Source organism: Microbacterium sp. LjRoot205, assembly GCF_056175745.1.
Window position 1 is genome coordinate 154,215 of record NZ_JBGFFH010000009.1, and the last position, 20,150, is coordinate 174,364.

Consider the following 20,150-nt stretch of genomic DNA (forward strand, 5'->3'; position numbering starts at 1 on the left):
GTGAGTGCTCAGCCCTCACAGGCCCGCCGTGCAGAGGCAGTCGCGCTCAGTGACCTGCTCGGGTGGCGAGAAGCGAGACTCCCGTGACCGATTCGCTCCACGCCGACCCGGTTCGCGCGAACACAGCACCCTCGGCGCCGAGGACCCGCAGGCCGGTGGCGGCTCGCGCACCCGCGATCGACACCGCGCCCGTCGGGCCGACCTCGGTCTCGCCCGGCCCTCCGACCACCTGCGTGACGACCATCCGGTCGCCCGGGTCGGTCAGCAGGCCCAGGCGGTCGGCCCCCAGCCAGACCAGCCCCACGGCGCTGCCGTCGAGCTGCGCGATCGGCTCGGTCGGGCCGAGTTCGGTGGGCAGTCCTGTCTCGTCGCGGATCACCGAGGAGACGACGATCCAGCGTTCTCCTCCGATCACGACGACTGCAGCCACTCGGGCGCCATCGGCGGAGACTCGGATGGCGGAGACCGTCGACGCCTCGGGCCACGCGCCCGCGATGGTCTGCGGGGCGACGTCGCTCCCGATCGCCTGCAGAGCGGCAGGCGCATTCGAGGGCACCGACCAGGTGTAGTCGTAGGGGTCCAGCGACGGCCGCACCAGCGACGGGCGCGCATCCAGTTCATCGAAGCCGCCGTCTCCAGCGAGCCACACATGCCCGTCGATCAGCTGCACGGCCGCGCGAGAGCTGTCGACCGACACGTCGATCGCTGTGACCGGCTGACCCGCGTTGAGGATCTGATCCGTGACACCCGGGATCGGGGTGATCTCGCCACCCACCAGCATCCCGAACGTCCCGTCCTTGATCACGAGACTGCCTGCATCCGCCGTATCGGTCACGACCTCGACGACACCGGCTTCCAACGCCCGCCCGTCGACCGTGAAACGCACCTGGTCGATCTGCACCCCCGCAGCGACGAGGGTGGCCTGAAGCTGCGTGCGCATGCGTGCGAGGGTCGTGGGGTCGAGACCGAGGGCCGCTCGGTTCAGTGCGACATCGGCGATCTGATCCGGGTCGATCGGAACGGCGTCGCGGGCGAGCTGCACTTCCTGTGGGAACGCGCTCTGCACGGCGGGGTCGAGCCACGGCCGCGGTGCCCCGCCGATCAGCGACTGCGCGATGGTCGTGGCGACCGTGGCGCGTCTGGGGAACCAGCGCACGTCGGGCACGAGACGCTCCCAGGTCTGGTCGAAGTACTGCAGTGCGTAGTCGTCATAGACCCGCGCGAACCTCGACTCGTCGATCACCACACCGTCCGGAGCCTCGGCGATCCGCCACTGGCCCTTCGTGCGCTCGACCACGAAGGCGGAGTTGGAGGCGCCGAAGGCCTCGGAGTAGGCCCCGGTCGCGTCGACGCTGGCTATCTGGTCGAAGGCGACTCGCACGTCGGCGGTGTCTCCGTCCTCCGCCTCGCTGTCGTCCTCGACGTTCGAGACGAACGAACGCGTCGCGGCGCTCACGTCGATCGACACCCCGGTGTTCGGACGCCAGGTCGACGCGAGTTCCGGGGTGAGGAATCTCCGAGCGGTGTCCCAGTTGTCAGCGGGAGTGATCGCCGCTTCCATGAAGCCCTCGACGATCTCCTCCGGGCCTGCGCCGTCGACGGGATCTGAGGCGAGCGGGAGGAAGTCCTGACCCTCCGGGGACGCCCCGAGCGGATTGCCCCTCTGTACGTCTCCGGTCGTCGGGAGGCCCGTGCACGCAGACAGGAGAAGCGCAGCTGTCGCGATAGCGAGCCCGCGCAGCGTGCGTCGGGTCCTGGCCGTCATTCGATGCTCCCTCGATCGAAGAGCTCGGCCGGAACGTCGGCGAGCTGGATCGGCTGCGTGGCGTCGCCGGGTTCGCCGAGACGCTCCTGAGGCTCGATGGGGATGGGCGAAGGGCCCTCCGTCGCGTCACCCCGACGAGGCAGTGTCAGCACGAAGTTCGTGCCGACCCCGAGCTCGGACCAGACATCGAGCGATCCACCGTGCAGAGTCGCGTCGCCGAGCGCGATCGACAGTCCGAGCCCCGTGCCCCCCAGCGTGCGCTGGCGAGAGGGGTCCGCCCGCCAGAATCTGTCGAACACCCGCTCCGCATCGGCCGGATCCATGCCGAGACCGAAGTCCCGGACACCGGCGGCCACGGCGTGCTGGTTGCTGTCGACGGTGACCACGATCGGCCTGCCCTCGCCGTGCTCGATCGCGTTGCCGATCAGGTTGCGAAGCACTCGGCGCACACGTCGCGGATCCATGTCGACCGGCGAGTACCCGCCCGGTGCCACGAGCCTCAGCTCGCTGCCCCGGTCGTCGGCGAGAGGCTGCATCTGCTCGATGATGTCCTCGGCGAGATGCGCGAGACTCGTGGCCTCGAGTTCGAGCTGCACGGAGCCCGCGTCGTAGCGACTGATCTCGAGCAGGTCCGACAGCAGAGTCTCGAACCGCTGCACCTGCGTGTGGAGGAGTTCGGTGGTGCGTGCGGTCGTCGGGTCGAAGGCACCCCGCTGGTCGTTCAGCATGTCGGCCGCGAGACGGATCGTGGTGAGCGGAGTCCGCAACTCGTGCGACACATCCGACACGAAGCGCTGCTGCACGAGCGACAGCTCGCCCAGTTCTTTGATCTGGGACTCGATGCTGTCGGCCATGGCGTTGAAGGAGCGTCCGAGCGTGGCGATCTCATCTTCGCCGTGCACGTCGATGCGGACTCCGAGGTCGCCCGAGGCCAGTCGCGCGCTCGTCTCGGCGGCCTCGACGATGGGGGTCGACACCGTGCGGAGAACGATGAAGGAGATCGCGGCGACGATGGCGACGAGGCCGATGCCGGCGACCCAGAGGGTGCGCTGCACGAACAGCAGGGTGTTGTCGGCATCGGCCAGGTCGTAGGCGAAGTAGATCGCGAACGGACCGGCCTCGGGCACTCGCAGCTGCTGGCCGACGATGATCCCTGGGACTTCCCGACCGCCGACCTCGAGCGACACGGACTGCCACGACTGCCAATCGTCGAACTCGACCACCCTGTTTCTCAGCCCGGAGCTGATCAGATTGTCGCTGAGCCCTGCGGTGAAGCCGTTGAGCGGGATGTCCGGGTCGACCTCCATGCGGAATCCGGCGAGGCCCTCGGCCGTCGAATTGCGTCCCAGGTCTTCCTGCACGCTGTCCCAGAGTTCGGGGAGGGCGGCCGGATCGTCGCCGAGCGCAGTGGCGTCGAGGGTCGCCTGAGCCTGATTCACCGAGCGCGCCGCATCTTCGAGCGCTTCGTTCTTGCGCGACTCGAAGAGATCGCTCTGGATCACGAGCGCCATGGTCACGCAGGTGATCAGGATCGCCGTCGACGTCAGCAGAAGCGTGATCGTCAGCGTTCGGAACCGCAGGGAACTGCGCCACAGCGCCCGGAGGACGGTCGGCCAACCACGCCAGTCGCGGATGACAGCGACCGCGGTGGTGGTCGCTGTGGTCGCGGCCATCGTGGTCCTAGCCCGCGCCCCCGGCACGGTAGCCGACGCCCCGCACCGTCATGACGATCTTGGGGTTGTCCGGGTCGAGCTCGACCTTCGCCCGCAGGCGCTGCACGTGCACGTTCACCAGGCGCGTGTCGGCCTTGTAGTGATAGCCCCAGACCTGCTCGAGCAGCATCTCTCGCGAGAACACCTGCTGCGGCTTCGAAGCCAGCGCGACGAGCAGCTGGAACTCCAGAGGTGTCAGGGCGATGGGAGCCGTGCCACGGCGCACCTCATGGGCATCGACGTCGACGGTGAGGTCTCCCACTCGCAGCTGCTCCCCCACGTTCTGCGACGTAGGCCTCAACCGCGTACGGATGCGCGCGACGAGCTCCTTCGGGTTGAAGGGCTTGACGATGTAGTCGTCGGCTCCGACCTCGAGCCCTCGCACCACATCTGCCGTGTCGCTGCGGGCGGTGAGCATGATCACAGGGACGCCGGATTCGGCGCGGATCCGGGAGCAGATCTCGATGCCGTCCATGCCTGGAAGCATCAGGTCGAGCAGCACGAGGTCCGGGCGCTGTGCGCGCCATTCATCGACCGCCCGCGCACCGTCGGCGCAGAACACCGGCTCGAAGCCCTCGGTGCGCAGCACGATGCCGATCATCTCGGCGAGCGCGGTGTCGTCGTCGACCACAAGAATGCGTGAGGTCATAACTGTTACCTTATGGCACTCAGTACCACAGCCCCCATGTCTACGCGCCGACGGGTCTTGTGACACGATGGGAGCGCACGACGGAGGGAGTGCCGGTGAGCGGCCAGACGTGGACCCCTGCCCCGAAGAAGGGCATCATCCCCCTGCATCCGCTGACATTCGGGATGCTGCTGAGCAAGTCGTTCGTCGCGCTGCGGCACAACCCCAAGGTCCTCTTCGGCTTCGGGGTCGTGATCCAGCTGGCGGTCGTCGTGCTGAGCGCCACGGTGATGGGCTTCGTGTTCGTCACCACGTTCACGCGACTCGAGTCGCTGTCGCCCTCCTCTGCGGACTTCGAGGCCGTGTTCGCAGGCACCATCGCGATGAACATCGTCGCGGGCATCGCCGTGGGCCTCGCATCCGTCGCCTTCACCGCCCTGATGCAGGGCGTCGTCGCAGCCGAGGTCGGCTTCGCCGCGATCGGGGTGAAGGCGAGCCTCAAGACCCTCTGGCGCAAGATGATCCCGTCGTTCTGGCGGCTCGCGGCGTTCGCGTCGCTCTCTGTCATCTTCGTCTTCGGCGTGATCGTGATCCTCTTCGTCATCATCGCCGGCTTCGTCGCGAGTGGGCTCGGCGGTTCCGTCGAAGCCATCGGCGGCGTCGTCATCCTCATCGTGGTCCTGCTGCTCGCCATCGTCCCCCTCATGGTCTGGCTCACGACCAAACTGCTCCTCGTGCCGTCGATCCTCGTGCTCGAGCGAGCGAAGTTCCGCGATGCGCTCGTGCGCTCGTGGCGCCTCACCCGCGGTCGTTTCTGGATCGCCTGGGGAGTCACCTTCCTCATCGGCGCCATCATGGGTGTGGCGATGCAGCTCGTGAATCTGCCCGTCTCACTGGTGAGCTCGATGCTCGGGTCGACCATCGCTCCGACCGGCTCTGCCGACACCGCGGCGATCATGGGGTTCGTCTTCGCGCTCCTCGCCCCGCAGATCCTGCTTCTCGTGCTGCAGGCCATCACCCTCGTGGTGCAGAGCACCGCCGGGACCCTGGTGTATCTCGACAGCCGGATGCGGTACGAGGGTCTCGATCAGGCACTGATCAGTCACGTCGAGAGACGCGATCTCGGATGGACGGACGAGCAGCTCGGCGATCCGTTCGCCGTCGATCCGGCACGCGCCGTCTCGAGCGCTCCGCCGCCGAAGCAGGTCCCGGAATGGGCCACGATGACGGCCGCCGGTTATGAGATGCCGCAGTACCCGGCACAGCAATACCCCGCGCAGCAGTACTCAGGGCAGCCGCCCTACGCCCAGCAATACCCGGCGCCGCAGTACCCGGGGCCGCAGTACCCGGCGCAGCCCTACCCGGCGCAGCAGTACTCAGGGCGGCCGCCCTACGCTCAGCAGTACCCGGCGCAGCAGTACCCAGCGCAGCAGTACCCGGCGCAGCCGCCGTATCCGGGAGCGGTCGCACCTGCCTCGCCTCAGTCGCCCGCGGGCGCCTCGGCGCCGCCCGCGTACTCGCCCCCTGCTGCTCCCCCGGCTCCTGCGGCTTCGCCGGCTTCCCCCGACGAATCCACCTGGGCCGCGCCCGGAGCCGGCAGCGAAGGACCTGCATGATCCGTTCGCTCGACGACGTGTGGGTCCCCGACGGAGACGATGCGCGGCAGTGGGCCGAGCAGGAGCTCTCCGATCCGCGCTACGCCGATGCGAAGCCCACCTGGTTCGACCTCGTCGCGCGTGACATCGGACGATTCCTCGCCGACCTGTTCAGCTCCGACAACGGCGCCAGCGTGGGGCCCTCAGCCTTGATCATCGTGAGCATCGTCGTCTTCGGCGCCCTCGTGGCGGCGCTCATCATCTGGGGCCGCCCGCGCCGCGCCCAGGCTGTCCGTCGGCCCGGGTCCGGCCTCCTCGGCGCGGACGACGACCGCTCGGCCGCGCAGCTGCGAGCCGATGCCGATCGCTGTGCACGTGGAGGCGACTGGGACGAGGCGACCATCCTGCGATTCCGCGCGCTCGCCCGAGGGCTCCTCGAGCGCGACCTCATCGATCCCTCCCCGGGAGCGACCGCGCAGGCGATCGCGCGCGAGGTCTCGGTCGTGTTCCCTGCGGAGACGACACCGGTGCGCCAGGCTGCGATCTCCTTCGACGACGTGCGCTACCTCCGGCATCCCGCGACTGCTGAGCGCTACGCCGAGCTCGCGGCCACCGACGACCGTCTGAGTGCGCTGCGCCCAGAGGCGGTGCCCGCGTGAGCGTGGTCGAGCAGCGCGATGCCCCGACGTCGACGGCCGAACGCGCGCCTCGCGGCAGAAGATCGCGGTCGCTGCTCGGGTGGGCGATCGTCGTGGCGCTCGTTCTCGGCGGCGTCTTCGTGGCGATACAGGTCGGCGTGCGCATGCCCGATCAACGCGGCTCACTCGATCCGGAGAGCGTGGGCGATTCCGGAGCCATGGCCATCGCCCGGATCCTGGAGGACAACGGCGTCGAGGTCTCGGTGTTCCGCTCGCGGAACGAGGCACGAGCTGCGCTCGATGACGACACCACACTCGTGATGGCCAATCCCTATACGCTCTCCGACGACGCGATCTCCGAGCTGATCGAACCGGCCCAGCGAGTCGTGTTCCTCTCGAGCAGCACTCATCTGCTGACCCTTCTGCGCATCGGCGAGAACGCCACGCCGGACTCGACTCCGGTGCCGGCCGACTGCGACGCCCCCGAGTTCGCGGATGTCGGCACCATCCGCCCTGATCGGCTGTTCACGCCGGCAGACGGCGTGGAGGGCTGCTTCGGCGCAGGCGACGCGGCGGCCGTGCTCATCGACGAGACCGACGGCAAGACGCACGCCGTCGTCGAGGGCGCGCGTCTCTTCAGCAACGCCTACCTCGCGGAAGACGGGAACGCCGCCCTCGGACTCGCTCTGCTCGGTCAGACCGACCGGGTCGTCTGGTACGTGCCCAGCTTCGACGACACCGACATCGAAGGCGAGACCGACGACACGCTCGGCTCGCTCACGCCCGGGTGGGTGACGCCCGCCATCCTGCTGCTCATGATCGCCGGCGTCGCAGCAGCGCTGTGGCGCGGACAGCGCTTCGGACCTCTCGTCGCCGAGACTCTTCCGGTGACCGTGCGCGCCTCGGAGACGATGCACGGACGGGCGCGCTTGACAGCGAAGGCAGGCGACGCCGCGCATGCGGCCGAGGCGATCCGCGACGGCAGCAGGCGTCGGCTCGCGCGCAGGCTCGGACTCGCCGTGACCGCGGGCGCCGAGGAGGTCGCGGATGCCGCGGCCGATCGGCTGCGCATCCCCCGCGGATCTCTGCACGACCTGCTCGGGGGTGCGACGCCTGCCGATGATCCATCGCTGATCGACCTCGCGCGGCGCCTGCAAGAACTCGAGAGCGCGGTCGACGCCTCCTCCTTCACGGAGCGGAGATCCGAATGATCCGCCGAACCCACCGAACCGCCGTCCATCCATCCGAACGGAAGCCGAGGACACCACGTGACCGCTGAGACATTCAACGACGCCGAACTGCGTCAGGCCATGCACCGTGTGCGCACGGAGGTCGACAAGGCTGTCGTCGGCCAGGCCGGCACCGTGACCGGCCTGCTGGTGTCGCTGCTGGCACGAGGACACGTGCTGCTCGAAGGCGTGCCGGGGGTGGCGAAGACACTGGTCGTGCGCTCGTTCGCGCGAGCGCTGGGCCTCGACACGAAGCGCGTGCAGTTCACGCCCGACCTCATGCCCGGCGACGTCACCGGCTCGCTCGTGTACGACGCCAGGACGGGCGAGTTCGACTTCCGTGCGGGCCCGGTGTTCACGAACATCCTGCTCGCCGACGAGATCAACCGCACGCCCCCGAAGACGCAGGCCGCCCTGCTGGAGGCGATGGAGGAGCGGCAGGTGTCCGCCGACGGCGTCAGCCGCCCACTGCCCGATCCGTTCCTCGTCGCGGCGACGCAGAACCCGATCGAGCACGAGGGCACCTACTCGCTTCCGGAGGCGCAGCTCGACCGCTTCCTCATGAAGCTCGTCGTGGGAATGCCTGAGCGGGACGCCGAAGTGTCGGTGCTCCGCAAGCACGCGTCGGGCTTCTCGCCTCGCGAGCTCACCGGCGTCGAGGCCACCGTCTCGGCCGACGAGATCCGGGCGGCGCAGGATGCAGCCGGGCGCGTCGAGGTCACCGATGACGTCCTCGGCTACGTCGTCGATCTCGCCAGGGCGACGCGCCAGTCGCCCTCGGTCGAGCTCGGCGCGAGTCCTCGCGCCTCGACGGGCCTGCTGGCCGCCGCGAAGGCGTGGGCGTGGCTCAACGCATCGACCGCGGTCACCCCTGATCACGTGCAGACCATGCTCGTGCCGGTCTGGCGACACCGACTGCAGCTGCGTCCGGACGCGCAGATGGAGGGCGTGTCGGCGGATGCCGTGCTCACGTCCGTCGTGCAGCAGACCAGGGTGCCGATCTAGGTGTTCGTCACCGGCCGTCTCGCGCTTGCCGTCGCCGTCGGCATCGTCCCGCTCGTCCTCGCCGGGCTCGCGGAGTTCCCGCCGTATGCCGCGCTGGGCATCTGGGTGCTGCTGTGCCTGCTGCTGGTGGTGCTGGACGTACTGCTGGCACCGAGCCCTCGCTCCGTCGTCGTGACGAGGCGCGTGCCGGCCCGCGCCCGGATCGGAGAACTGGTTCCGGTGAGCGTCGCGCTGCAGAATCAGGGCAGCCGCACCCTGCACGCGGTGATCCGTGATGCATGGCAGCCGACGGCGGGCGCGGGCGAGGCGCGTCAGCGACTCAGCATCCCACCGGGCGAACGGCGACGCGTCTCGATGCCGCTGCTTCCCCGGCGTCGAGGGGAGCTCGCGAGCGAGTTCGTGATGATCCGGTCGCGGGGTCCGCTCGGCCTCGCCGGACGGCAGGCCCGCCACACGGTGCGGGGAACCGTCCGGGTGCTCCCCGCCTTCTCGTCGCGCAAGCACCTGCCTTCGCGGCTGGCACGGCTGCGGGAGCTGGACGGCAACACGAGCATCCAGGTGCGCGGTCAGGGGACCGAGTTCGACTCTCTGCGGGAGTATGTCCGGGGCGACGACGTACGGTCCATCGACTGGCGGGCGACCGCCCGGGCGGGAACCACGATGCTGAGGACGTGGCGACCCGAGCGCGACCGCCACGTCGTGATCATCATCGATACGGGGCGCACCGCGGCTGCGCGCGTCGGCGACGGAACGAGAGTGGACGCTGCCCTCGAGGCATCGCTTCTGCTCGCTGCCCTCGCGGCGCGAGCGGGTGACCACGTGCATCTGCTCATGTACGACCGTGTCGTGCGGGCTCGAGTCACCGGCGTCGACGGCGCCGCGCTTCTGCCCGCCCTGACGGACGCGATGGCCCCGGTGCACGCCCGCCTCGTCGACACCGACTGGCCGGGCGCGTTCGCCGCGGTTCGCACCCTCACGACCCGCCCCGCGCTGATCGTCGTGCTGACCGCACAGGATGCCGCCGAGTCGGCACGCGGATTCCTCGGTGCCTTCCCCGATGCGAGCAGGGCGACGTCCATCCTCGTCGGATCCGTCACGGACGACGGCATCGCGGATCTCGCGATGCAGCGTGGTTCGCGTGAGGAGATCTACCTCGCCGCCGCCGCTGAACGCACCATGCGCGATGCGGAGAACGTGGCCGATGCGGTGCGTCGCGCCGGAGGCGAGGCCATCGCCGCCGATCCTGAGACACTGCCGCCTCGGATCGCCGACCGATACCTCGAGCTGAAGGCCTCAGGGCGGCTGTGAACCGCTGAGACCTCAGCCGGCCAGAAGTCGCGGTGTCCCTGCCTCATACTCGACGAGGTCGCCGGTCTCGCCTCGGCGATACGCGCGACCGCCGATGACGAGCATGTAGATCAGGAACGCGGCGAGCGCGGCCACGCCGATGCCGATCTTGATCGGCCAGGGCAGAGACCACCCGGTCACGAAACCCTCGATCAGGCCCGAGACGAACAGCGCGAAGACGAGTCCGATCGCCACCGTCGCGAGCGAGCGTCCCTCGGCGGCGAGAGACTCGCCTCTCGATCGATGCCGCGGAGCGACCCACGACCAGAAGAGGTGGAGTCCGCCGGCCGCGGCGACGAAGATCGACGTCATCTCGAGAAGGCCGTGCGGGAGGATGTAGAGGATCATCACATCGACCTGATCGTGGGCGGCCATGACGGCGCCGGATACCCCGAGACCCATCGCATTCTGTACGAGCACGTTGATCGGCCAGAGGCCGGTGATGCCGAACAGAACGCACTGCAGGGCGATCCAGGCGTTGTTCCACCAGACCATGCCCATGAAGACCGCCGCGGGGTTCTCGGTGTAATAGCCGGTGAAGCTCTCGTCCGCATACTGCTCGAGCAGGTCGGGCGGGCCGAGGGTCGCCAGAAGCGCCGGGTCTGACGAGATCCATGCGGCGGTGCCGACCACGACCGCGATGAACGACACCGCGACCACGAGCGTCGTCCAGCGCAGTCGATAGAGGGCAGCCGGCAGCTGCAGGGAGAAGAAGCGGCCGGTCTGGGTGAGGATGTTGTCGGATGCGCCCGTGAGTCGCAGCCGTGCGCGCACGAGGATCGTCGAGAGATACGCGCCCTGAGGCGATTCGCCCACCGAGGTCTTCAGCTCCGCGAGGTCAGCGGATGCCGCACGGTATCGGACGATCAGCTCGTCGACGCCCGCCCCGTCGAGGCGGGCGCGGCTCAACTGGTCGAGTCGCTCCCACTCGGCGCGGCGCGCATCTGTCAACGCATCGGCATCCACCTGATTTACTGTACCCATGTCCGTCCCGCTCGATGCATCCGATGAGGTTCTCTCCGGCGAAGCCGTCGCGATCGACGTGCAGCCGATCGGATTCGTCCTGCGAGCCGCGGGGGCGATCATCGATCTCCTGGTCGGCATCGCCGTCTTCGTGCTCACCCTGTTCCTGCGAATCTGGCTGCTCGACATCGGAGTTCTCGACCAGGCGACCGACACGATCGCCTTCATCGCTTCGATCGTGATCAGCTTCGTGGTGCTGCCGATCACGATGGAGGTCGCTCTCAAGGGCCGCAGCCTCGGAAAGCTCGCGGTGGGTGGTCGCATCGTACGCCTCGACGGGGGCGCGACCGGATTCCGGCACGCCTTCATCCGGGCGCTTCTGGGCGTTCTCGAGATCTACATGACGCTGGGCAGCGTCGCGGTGCTCGCCGGGGCGTTCAGCGCCCGATCCCAGCGCCTCGGAGACATGGTCGCGGGCACCTACAGCCAGCGCGTGCGCACGCCGAAGCTGATCCCCAGCGTCCCGGTGCTGCCGCCGATGCTCGCCGGCTGGGCCCAGATCGCCGATGTGGCCCGCCTGCCCGACCGCCTCGCCCGTCGCATCTCCCAGTTCTTGCAGAGTGCTCCGCGAATGGTGCCGTCTGCACGAGCGAGGGTGGCGCAGGATCTGCTCTCCGAGGCCTCGCCGTTCGTCTCACCCCTGCCCCAGGCCGCGCCCGAGGTGGCGCTCATCGGCATCACCGTGCTCCGTCGCGAGCGGGAGCGCAGAGCGCTGCAGAACGCCGATCGCCGAGCGGAGAAGCTCACCGGTCGTCGCGTCGGCGTCTGAGCGCTCGTCCGGTCGGGAGCCGCCGGGCGCACGTCAGAATCGGATCGCGTCGATCACCTTCACCCGCAATGCGACCAGGGCCGGGATGAAGCCGGCGACGGCACCGACCAGGATCGACGCCGCGAGACCGACGAAGGCCGCTCGCATCGGGAACGGCGGGATGTCCTGGATGCCGTAGAAGAGCGACGTCACCACCCAATCGGAGCGGAGCACCGCGACCACGATCGCGATGCCGACGAGCCCGGCCACCGTGGTCGCCACAAGGCTCTCGAGGAACACCGAGAAGAAGACCCGGCCCGACGTCGCCCCGAACGCGCGACGCACGCCGATCTCACGCACCCGCTGCCGCATGGCGACCAGCTGGATGTTGATCAGGCTCAGCGCTCCGAGCGCGAGGATGACCGCCGCGATGCCGACGGTGACCATCTCGAACGTCGCCTGCGCATCCAGCGCACCGGGTTGGGCCGCCCAGTCCGAGCGGCTGACAGACACGGTCTGCCCTTCCGGAAGTCCCGCCCGAAGGTCCATCGCGAGCACGGGTGCGATCTCGTCGACCTGACCCTGGCCCAGCCAGATCTCATACTGCGGCCATGCTCCCTCCGGCAGGGCATCGACGCGAGCACGATACGCGTCGTAGAGGATGTCGACGCGCAGCTCCTCGTCGCCGAACCCCTGGCGAGGCACGACGCCCACGACCTGGTACGTGCCGCCTGCGGGCCCTGCGAGCGTCAGCGTCGGGTGCTGAGCGACGGGTGTCCGCCCGATGCGGTCCCACAGCGCCTCCGTGATCACGACGGGCGGTGAGAGCGCGTCGGAATCCGCATCGCGCATCCAGCGCCCCTCGAGCAGCTGCTCGCGGTGGATCTGCGAGTAGAGAGGGTCGATCAATCGCGAGTTCACGTCGACGATGCCGTCAGGGAGCTGCACGGGGACGACCATGCCCTGCGCGATCCGCGCGGTGTGGCTGAACTCGAATCGCTCAGCGACGCCGGTGAACCGCTCGTCGAAGGCGTCGAAGTCGACGGGTGCGCCGTCGTCGCTGCTGATCGTGACGACCAGCGTCGCTGCCCGACCACCCCAGCGGTCCGACTGCTCGGCCTGGAACTGGCGCTGATACTCGGATATGGCCACGACCCCGGTGAGTGCCGCCACCGAGACCGCGATGCCGATCAGACTGAGCAGCACCCGCAGTTTGTGAACACGGATCTCCGACCAGGCGTCCGAGAGGGCGCCGAGGATGCCGGTCACGACACTGCTCCGCGACGCGAGGAAGGCATAGCCGGCATGGCTGGCGCAGCGGCGGGCGCGGATGCCCCCGAGTCCGCCGATGCGGCGGAGGGGACGGAGGCGGCGAGCGTGGAGGCCTCGAAGGCGCGGCTGAGATCCGCCGTCTCGAGGAGTCCGGCGTCGAGCCGGTAGTGCCGCCTGGCACGGGCGGCCACATGGAGGTCGTGCGTGATCGTGACGAGTGCGGCGTCGGTCTGGGTCGCCACCTGGTCGAGCAACGACATGACGGACGCACCCGTGTCGATGTCGAGAGCTCCGGTCGGCTCGTCCGCGAGGATCAGCACGGGGCGGCGCACGAGGGCCCTCGCTATCGCGACCCGCTGCTGCTCGCCTCCGGAGAGGCGGTCGGCGACCTGCTCGATGCGGTGGCCGAGGCCGACCCGCTCGAGCATGTCGCCGGCGATCTGTCTCCTGTTCCAGAACATCCGCCCCCGTGCGTGCCCGAGCGGCATCATCACGTTGTCGAGAGCCGTGCGCCCAGGCAGCAGGTTGAACTGCTGGAAGACGAAGCCGACGTTGTCCCCGCGCAGCCTGTCCAGCCGCCCTGAGCGCATGCGCCGCACTTCGCGGTCTTCGAACGACACGGACCCGGTGGTCGGAGCGTCGAGCATCCCGAGGATGTTGAGCAGCGTCGATTTGCCCGAGCCCGACCTGCCGACGATCGACACGTGGTCACCGGCGCTCACCTCCAACGAGATGCCCCGAAGGATCTCCAGTTCCGAGTCATCGGCGAGCCGGACGCTCTTGGTCACATCGTTGAGTGCGACGAGCGTCACCAGCTGACCCCGCTGTCGCACTGCTCCACGCCGGGCTCGATCTCGTAGCAGAACTCCTCCACCGGTGCGACGAATCCGGGAACGAACTGTCTGATCGACTCGCCCTCTTCGAGACCGGAGACGACCTCGACCATGGTTCCGTCGTTCACGCCGAGCTCGACAGGCCGCTCCTCGGGTTCGGCGTCGTCGCCGGCGTCGACCCACACGTTGCCGGTGCCGGCCCCGCCCTGCACGGCCGTGACCGGCACCACCAGGGCGTCGTCGACCTGTCCGAGCGCGAGATCCATCGTCGCAGGCAGGCCCGCGAAGACGACCTGGTCGCCCGGCACCGCGCATCTGACGCTCGCGGTGCCCTCGGCGCTCACCTGCACGCGGACTCCCGTGCAAACGAACGGCGCCGGTCCGCCGGTGATGGTCACCGATGCCTCGGACGGCGCGTTCACCAGGCGATACAGCTGCACCGGTTCCACCGTCGCGAGCAGGTGGTAGCGCGCCGGCGTGAGCGTGAAGATCTCCGTGCCCGCGGACGTCGCCTGTCCCTTGACCAGAGCGATCTCCGAGACGTCGCCCGCCTCGGAAGCGACGACATCCACATCCTTCTTCGGCTCGTCCTGCCTGATCGTGAAGAGCTTCTGGCCTGCCGCGACCGTCGCCCCTTCCGGCACATGCACCGCGATGACCGTCCCGGTGACCTCTGCGCGCACGGGGAAGGCCTCGTCGCGGGCGACGTTGCCGCTCAGGGTGAGGGCATTCACGACGGAGCCTCGCTCGACCGGGATGACCGGGTCTCCGATCGACGCCTCAGGACTGACCATCGCCTCGCTGCTGTCCGGGAAGAACGCGATCTTCACGAGAGCCGCGGCGCATGCTCCGAAGACGAGCACGAGAAGAAGAGGGAAGATCCAGCGTCGCCAGACGATCACAGCTGCCTTTCCGGCGGCGCCGCCCTGGCGCATCCGCGGTCAGCGTAGCCGGGTGCTCCGAGGACTCACCGCCGCGGGGCGGCGTGTCTCATCCACCGAAGTGAAGAACTCAGGCGCGAAGCGCCTCATGACGGATCACGAGCCACCCCGCGGGCACTGACAGCCGATCCGCGTGCTGCGCGCACAGATCGTGAGCGTTCGGATGCCGCGCTATCCCCAGTGGCCCGAGCGCCGCCATCTGATCGCCGTAGTCGTACGTGAGCGTCGCCACGGCTTCACGCGCGCAGCCGACCTTCGAGCAGAGTCTTCCGTCCATTCACGCCAGGCTACGTCCAGGTTCTCCGGTCGAGCGGATGCCGCGCCGCCCCGGCCGACAGACTCGGCCTAGACTTTCGCTATGCCCCGTCGTCCCCGAACCTCCGAAGCACCCCGACGTGGGGCGAGGCACGGACGGCATGGGCGACTCGGACGCAGTGAGGTCGTGCGTCCGCCGCTGGCCCCTCTCGACGGGCGCATCGACCGATTCGATCTGACCGTCGGCACGGCGGTGGAGTTCCTTCGCGGCACCTGGCCGGAGCTGCAGGAGGTCAGGTTCGAGATCGGCGCCATGCCGGCGTTCGAGGCGACGGATGAAGTGCCGCGCTGGCACCTCGATCACGAGAAGGCTCGGATCGTGCTCTTCCGTCTTCCGATCGAGCGCCTGCTGCCGCCAGGGCACGACGACGGCGCTCACCGGCGGATGGCTATCGAGAGCGCCGTGTTCCGAGCCGCGGCGGAGTACGTCGGCCGTGAACCCTGGGACATGGGCGGTCACGACCACTGAGGTCGCGGATCGACCATCACCGCCCAGGTCGTCACGGGTAGACGGTGATGCTCTGCTGCGCCCCCGCCGCGGGCCAGATGGGCCACACCGCGAGCTCACCGGTCGCGGCCATCGTGACCGAGGCGTGCACGGGTGTCGGTGTCGAGATCGAGTAGACGGTGCGCGGCTTCACATCGACCGACACGGAGGAGCCCGCGGGCACGGTGACCGCGGTCGGCTCTCCCCCCGGTGCGGGTGCGACCTGCACCACTGCATCGGCATCCTCACGGTTGACGAGCACGAGGCGGGGATTCGGCCCGGAAGGGACAGCCATGTAGACGTCGTCTTCGAGCTCCGGGGCCGGTGTGACCCAGGCGAAGTCGTCCTGCGGGCCTGCGCCGTCCTGCTGTCTCACGCCGGCGAGCACAGGGTTGTCGGACTCGATGCTCATCGTGTAGCTGCCGGGCGAGAGCGCCGACAGCGAGAGCTCCGTCGGCAGATCAGCGGTGAGCGGCACCGTGAACTCGTCGACGACCGTCGACGATCCGACCTTGCTGACCCTCACCACGGCCTCGGAGTCGACCTCGGGCGACATCAGACGCAGAACAGCCATGTCGGCGTTGTCGCCCTGGTTCTCGAAGACCTCGATGCCCGGGAGCACCGGCTGACGCTGCGCGGCGGGAACCGCATCCTGCAGATCGATTCCCGCTGGGTCCAGCGTTCGGGTGAGCGAGGACTGCAGCACGGCACGCACCGGCGCGCCAGTCGCTGTCACCTTGACGATCGGGAAGTCGGAGCCGGCGGCGATCGATGTCAGCGGGAGCGCGACCTGCGACTCCGCGGGGACGATCACGGTGCTCGATGCCCGCACCGACCCGTAGACGCCGAGCGACACGGTCGAGGGCACGACGCCCGGATTCGTGAGGACGATGAGATCCTCGGTTCCTGTGGCGACCGTTCCCCCCACGAGCCACGACTCGATGCTCGGAGGGCGGCAGGGAGCCGCGGCGAGGCCGGACAGATCCGCCTCTGCCAGACTCGCGGACTCGGTCGCGCCGAGCAGGGGGGCTTGGCGTCCGTCGACGATGCCGACGATGCGCAGGGCGGCTCCGCCGTCGGCGAGGTCCCTCGCAAGCAGGGGGCTCGACTCCGGTCTGCCCGACGAGCCCTCGACCGTCAGTTCGGGTGTTGCCGCCGACACCATCTCGAGTGGATTCGACGGATCGCGTCCGACGGCGCGGAGATCGCCGTTGCACACGAGCACGGTGTCACCCGGAAGAGGCGTCACCTGTGCCTGAGCGGGCTCGTGCACGACCGTCGGCCACGTCGCCGTGACGCCGAACGCGACGCCGACGACGCACGCCCCTGCCACGACCGCGCCAGTCAGGACTCGAGCGCCGGTGGCCGCCACCCGGAATGCACGGTTGCCGGTCATCGTCGCTCCCTCTCGTCCTGTTCGGAGTCCGGGCCGACATGACCCTTCGTGCCCGCGTCGTGGTCGGCATCGTCGACGGCGTCGACGGGATCGGTCTCGGCGTCCTGATGCAGACTGCTCGGGGAACCGGACTCCGAGGACGCATCGGGTTCTGGTGTCTCGGAGGATCCATCGTCCGTAGTCCCGGCGACCGCGGGGACCCCGTCATGTTCGCGCGACGTGCCGGGATCTTCACGATCATCGGAGTCTTCGCGGTCCTCGGGGTGTCGCGGCAGAACGAGCGGCTCTTCCGGTGCACGTCCCACGATTCGCGACCTGGCACGCGCCGCCCGTCGCGAGGCACGCGTCGGCACCGACAGCAGCAGGGCGGCGAGAACGAGCACGAGCTGGATCGTGATCACGAGCCGGGCCGTCGCCTGCTCAGCTGACGAGAGCGGGGCACGCGGCGAGGCATCGGCCTCGAGCCGGTAGAGCACACCGCGGTCGGTGGAACCGGCCTGAACGAATCCCGCCCGCTGGTCGAGCGATGTCACGGCCGCCGTGCGCAGGGAGCGGGCACGATCGGACTCTTCGCCGGAGACCTGAGCGACGAGGACGTAGGAGATCCCGGTCATCCCCAGCTCGTCTGCGGCATCGAAATCGCGTGCCGAGAGCAGGTCGACCGCCAGCGTCGTGAGGTCGGCACCGCGCAGCTCCGTCGCTGTCGACAGGATCGTCGTCTGGGCGCTCAGCGTCTCACTTCCGCCCCACGCGACCTCGGTCGCGAGCCCTCCGTCGTTCTGGGGGGTGAGCACGAGCGTGCCGATCTGACGGTCAGCGCCCGCCTGTGCGGCGACGTACGCCGGCAGCGTCGACGCAGGGCCGTCGGTCAGTTCGGAGGAGTCCGAGTGGAATGCGGCGAGCGCCGGAACCGCGCACACCGCGATCGACAGTCCGGCGACCGCCGCGCTCAGGACTCGCACCCGTGGCATCGACAACGCGGTGTCGAGGGTCACGAGGGCGGCTCCCGTGACGCCGACCCAGGCGAGACTGAGACCGGAGCCCGGCCAGATCGCGACAGGCTCCCCCTGGGCGAAGGACACTGCGACGCCGACGGCGAGGAATGCGGTGGCGAGGCCGGACAGTGCGACGACCAGAAGGGTGATCCCCGCCCGCCAGCGAGGAGCGACCGACGATGCGAGAGCGAGAAGTGCCAGAGGGGCCAGCAGCACCGCGACCCACGGCGCGAGTTCGACGCCGAGCCAGGAGGCCCATCCGGCCATGTCTCCGGTGGGGAACCCTGTGGCCAGGGCGAGCCTTCCTGCCGCATCGGCCGTCGCCTGCGGACCGTTCCAGACCGAACCGGGATCGGCGAGCACCGCGAGGATGTCACCGTGGCGAAGCTGCCAGAGCACGAGCGGAGCGAAGAGCGCGACGGCAGGAACAGGCACCCACAGGAGGCGGACGGCCCCGCGGATCCGCGCCCCGGCCAGAGTGATGCCGAGCGCCACGACCCACAGCAGCAGGAGCGCCGGGGCCAGCGACGGCGCGCACGCCGCCACCGCGGCGAAGAGGAGGGATGCGGCTCCCGCCGCGCCCCATGAACGGTGAGCCACGGCTGCTGCGTGGAAGAGCCACGGCAGCAGAAGGTGCACCAGCAATCCTGCTGGGCGACCGTCGACCAGCGCAGTGAGGAAGGTCGGCGCGAGCGCCCACACGATTCCGGCGAAGATGCGCAGGCCCGCTCGATCCGTCACACGCGTTGCGGCGAACCAGCCGCCGAGCACGGCAAGCGGCAGCGCCAGCACCCAGAGCAGCACGAGGGAGAACGACGGGGCACCCGGCCAGAGCGAGCCGAGCACGGCGAGCACACCGGCGAACGGATCGGCCGGACCCACCACATCGACTCCGAGACCTCGCAGCCCCCAGGCCGCGTCGTTCCAGAGCGCTCCGACCGTTTCGCGCAGCGGAAGCAGGGCCCCGCCACCGAGCACCGGCCACGCGAGGATCGTGGTGAAGGTGGCGAGGCTGACCACGAGCGCGGCGAGCACCGCCCAGGCGCCACCGCCCGAGAAGAATCGAAGTTCGCTGGCGGATCCGCCTTCGCTGCCATGGCCGTCGTCCAGCCGTCGACGCAGGTCGGAGCTGCTCACCCGCAGCGGTGCGATGCTCGACCAGCTCGATGTCCGGAACGAACGGATGCGCGCACGAGAGCGAGCGATCGCGCCGAAGCGGAACATCGCCGTGACTGCCGCCGCCCACTCGGGAGCGACCGCCTCCGGCCTCTTGCCGATCAGATCGGTCATCGATCGCCAGAGTGCGAGCGGGAGCAGGCTCAACCAGTGCAGCGGCACGGCGATCGCCGGGGCGTAGGCGAGCCGGCGGTGCAGCTGCGCAAGTCTGGTCGCGAAGGCGCGCCTGCCTCGTGCGGTCGGCAGTGCCGCTGGTCCATCGGGCGAGACCGACACTCTCGCCGACGGCGCGAGCACGACACGTCCGCCGCCGAGTCGGGCGCGGACTCCGAGATCGAGTCCCAGATCCGCTCCGGCGAGGGCCGGATCCGGCCGAAGCGCGTCACGGACCTCGCCGCGGATCAGCATGCCGCGGATGTCTGCACCCAGCGCGTCGTCGCTGCCGTCGTGCTGTCCCTGATCCAGCTCACCGGCTGCCAGCTCTACGGCGCGTCCGAGAGTCGTCATGCTGACACCGAGGGAGACGATCTCGCGCTCGTTGTCCGTGTGCACGAGCTTGGGCGCCACGATCGCCGCAGACGGCGAGCGCTCGAGGGTTCCGACCAGGCGCTCGAGAGCGCGCTCGTGCGGCGCGGTGTCATGCGCGAGCAGCCAGACGGCACTCCCCTCGAGGATGCGAGGTCTGGCCAGCTCGACCGCATCGGCGAAGGACGTACCGCCGCGTGCCTGGATGATGCCTTCGACAGCGCCGGCGATGGCCCCGCTCTCACGAGCCGAGGCCGCATCGCCGCACATCACCAGGGTGATCGCGGCTGGGGGTGTGGTCTGGGAGCGCAACGCATCGAGTGTGCGGAGCAGCTGCGCGCGGGCGGAAGAACCGGGGCGCGCGACGATGATTGCATGAACTCGGGCTGGCATGACCTGGTCAGCCTATGCGCGCGGCAGGACTCCGAGGCATACCTGCTTCGGCGTGGCCGCGAAGCTATGAGAATCGCGAGTCGCCTCGGGCGACGTGTCCCTGGGAGCGGCTCGGAGCGCGCCTCCC

General features: G+C 69.3%; 17 protein-coding genes. 7 read left to right on the forward strand and 10 right to left on the reverse strand.

Going from position 1 to position 20,150, the window contains the following annotated elements; translation table 11 throughout:
* Nucleotides 1–46: 46 nt before the first annotated feature.
* From AC04ME_RS16345 to mtrA, 3 genes are read right to left on the reverse strand one after another with little or no spacing between them, the layout of a single operon-like run.
* The gene (locus AC04ME_RS16345) at nucleotides 47–1,765 is read right to left on the reverse strand and encodes an LpqB family beta-propeller domain-containing protein (RefSeq protein WP_042541927.1); all 1,719 of its coding nucleotides are present in this window, start codon (nucleotides 1,763–1,765) and stop codon (nucleotides 47–49) included.
* Nucleotides 1,762–3,438, reverse strand: coding sequence for an MtrAB system histidine kinase MtrB (gene mtrB / locus AC04ME_RS16350; RefSeq protein ID WP_042541928.1), 1,677 nt, complete (start codon nucleotides 3,436–3,438; stop codon nucleotides 1,762–1,764). Before mtrB ends, AC04ME_RS16345 begins: the two co-directional genes overlap by 4 nt.
* Nucleotides 3,439–3,445: 7 nt before the next feature.
* A complete protein-coding gene (gene mtrA, locus AC04ME_RS16355; protein WP_042541929.1) occupies nucleotides 3,446–4,126 on the reverse strand; it encodes an MtrAB system response regulator MtrA in 681 nt (226 codons plus the stop codon).
* Nucleotides 4,127–4,221: 95 nt separating this feature from the next.
* Between mtrA and AC04ME_RS16360 the strand changes: the two genes are divergently transcribed.
* From AC04ME_RS16360 to AC04ME_RS16380, 5 genes are all read left to right on the forward strand, one after another.
* Complete coding sequence (locus tag AC04ME_RS16360; RefSeq protein WP_475436037.1) at nucleotides 4,222–5,721, forward strand: DUF7847 domain-containing protein; 1,500 nt, start codon at nucleotides 4,222–4,224, stop codon at nucleotides 5,719–5,721.
* Nucleotides 5,718–6,359, forward strand: coding sequence for a DUF4129 domain-containing protein (locus tag AC04ME_RS16365; protein WP_475436039.1), 642 nt, complete (start codon nucleotides 5,718–5,720; stop codon nucleotides 6,357–6,359). The genes AC04ME_RS16360 and AC04ME_RS16365 overlap by 4 nt, the downstream gene beginning before the upstream one ends.
* Nucleotides 6,356–7,549 (forward strand): DUF4350 domain-containing protein, encoded by a 1,194-nt coding sequence (locus AC04ME_RS16370; protein WP_475436040.1) that lies wholly within the window; start codon nucleotides 6,356–6,358, stop codon nucleotides 7,547–7,549. Before AC04ME_RS16365 ends, AC04ME_RS16370 begins: the two co-directional genes overlap by 4 nt.
* 99 nt (nucleotides 7,550–7,648) lie before the next feature.
* Nucleotides 7,649–8,572 (forward strand): AAA family ATPase, encoded by a 924-nt coding sequence (locus tag AC04ME_RS16375; protein WP_042542171.1) that lies wholly within the window; start codon nucleotides 7,649–7,651, stop codon nucleotides 8,570–8,572.
* Nucleotides 8,573–9,880 carry a DUF58 domain-containing protein gene (locus AC04ME_RS16380; RefSeq protein ID WP_475436041.1) on the forward strand — a complete coding sequence of 436 codons (1,308 nt, stop codon included), beginning with the start codon at nucleotides 8,573–8,575 and terminating at the stop codon, nucleotides 9,878–9,880. It abuts the gene before it with no gap.
* A 12-nt stretch (nucleotides 9,881–9,892) separates the two neighbouring features.
* Here the strand turns inward: AC04ME_RS16380 and AC04ME_RS16385 are convergent, their stop codons facing one another.
* Nucleotides 9,893–10,885: a stage II sporulation protein M gene (locus tag AC04ME_RS16385; protein ID WP_475436154.1), complete on the reverse strand. Its 993-nt coding sequence runs from the start codon at nucleotides 10,883–10,885 to the stop codon at nucleotides 9,893–9,895.
* 16 nt (nucleotides 10,886–10,901) lie between these two features.
* On the opposite strand from AC04ME_RS16385, the gene AC04ME_RS16390 reads away from it, so the two are divergent.
* Nucleotides 10,902–11,711 carry an RDD family protein gene (locus AC04ME_RS16390; RefSeq protein ID WP_042541933.1) on the forward strand — a complete coding sequence of 270 codons (810 nt, stop codon included), beginning with the start codon at nucleotides 10,902–10,904 and terminating at the stop codon, nucleotides 11,709–11,711.
* A 33-nt stretch (nucleotides 11,712–11,744) separates the two neighbouring features.
* Here the strand turns inward: AC04ME_RS16390 and AC04ME_RS16395 are convergent, their stop codons facing one another.
* From AC04ME_RS16395 to AC04ME_RS16410, 4 genes are all read right to left on the reverse strand, one after another.
* On the reverse strand, nucleotides 11,745–12,959 hold the full coding sequence (locus AC04ME_RS16395) for an ABC transporter permease (protein WP_475436042.1): 1,215 nt from the start codon (nucleotides 12,957–12,959) through the stop codon (nucleotides 11,745–11,747).
* The gene (locus AC04ME_RS16400; protein ID WP_475436044.1) at nucleotides 12,956–13,774 is read right to left on the reverse strand and encodes an ABC transporter ATP-binding protein; all 819 of its coding nucleotides are present in this window, start codon (nucleotides 13,772–13,774) and stop codon (nucleotides 12,956–12,958) included. The genes AC04ME_RS16395 and AC04ME_RS16400 overlap by 4 nt, the downstream gene beginning before the upstream one ends.
* Complete coding sequence (locus tag AC04ME_RS16405) at nucleotides 13,771–14,730, reverse strand: efflux RND transporter periplasmic adaptor subunit (protein WP_475436046.1); 960 nt, start codon at nucleotides 14,728–14,730, stop codon at nucleotides 13,771–13,773. The genes AC04ME_RS16400 and AC04ME_RS16405 overlap by 4 nt, the downstream gene beginning before the upstream one ends.
* Nucleotides 14,731–14,806: 76 nt before the next feature.
* Nucleotides 14,807–15,013, reverse strand: coding sequence for a DUF3499 family protein (locus AC04ME_RS16410; protein ID WP_042541935.1), 207 nt, complete (start codon nucleotides 15,011–15,013; stop codon nucleotides 14,807–14,809).
* A gap of 165 nt (nucleotides 15,014–15,178) precedes the next feature.
* Here AC04ME_RS16410 and AC04ME_RS16415 point away from each other — a divergent pair, with 165 nt between their 5' ends.
* Nucleotides 15,179–15,520 (forward strand): metallopeptidase family protein, encoded by a 342-nt coding sequence (locus AC04ME_RS16415; protein WP_042541936.1) that lies wholly within the window; start codon nucleotides 15,179–15,181, stop codon nucleotides 15,518–15,520.
* A gap of 31 nt (nucleotides 15,521–15,551) precedes the next feature.
* On the opposite strand, the gene AC04ME_RS16420 is transcribed toward AC04ME_RS16415, so the two are convergent.
* Both AC04ME_RS16420 and AC04ME_RS16425 read right to left on the reverse strand, forming a co-directional pair.
* Entirely contained in the window at nucleotides 15,552–16,934 is a 1,383-nt protein-coding gene (locus AC04ME_RS16420; RefSeq protein WP_475436048.1) for a DUF5719 family protein, read from the reverse strand.
* On the reverse strand, nucleotides 16,931–20,023 hold the full coding sequence (locus AC04ME_RS16425; protein WP_475436050.1) for a glycosyltransferase: 3,093 nt from the start codon (nucleotides 20,021–20,023) through the stop codon (nucleotides 16,931–16,933). The genes AC04ME_RS16420 and AC04ME_RS16425 overlap by 4 nt, the downstream gene beginning before the upstream one ends.
* Between the last annotated feature and the right edge of the window lie 127 nt (nucleotides 20,024–20,150).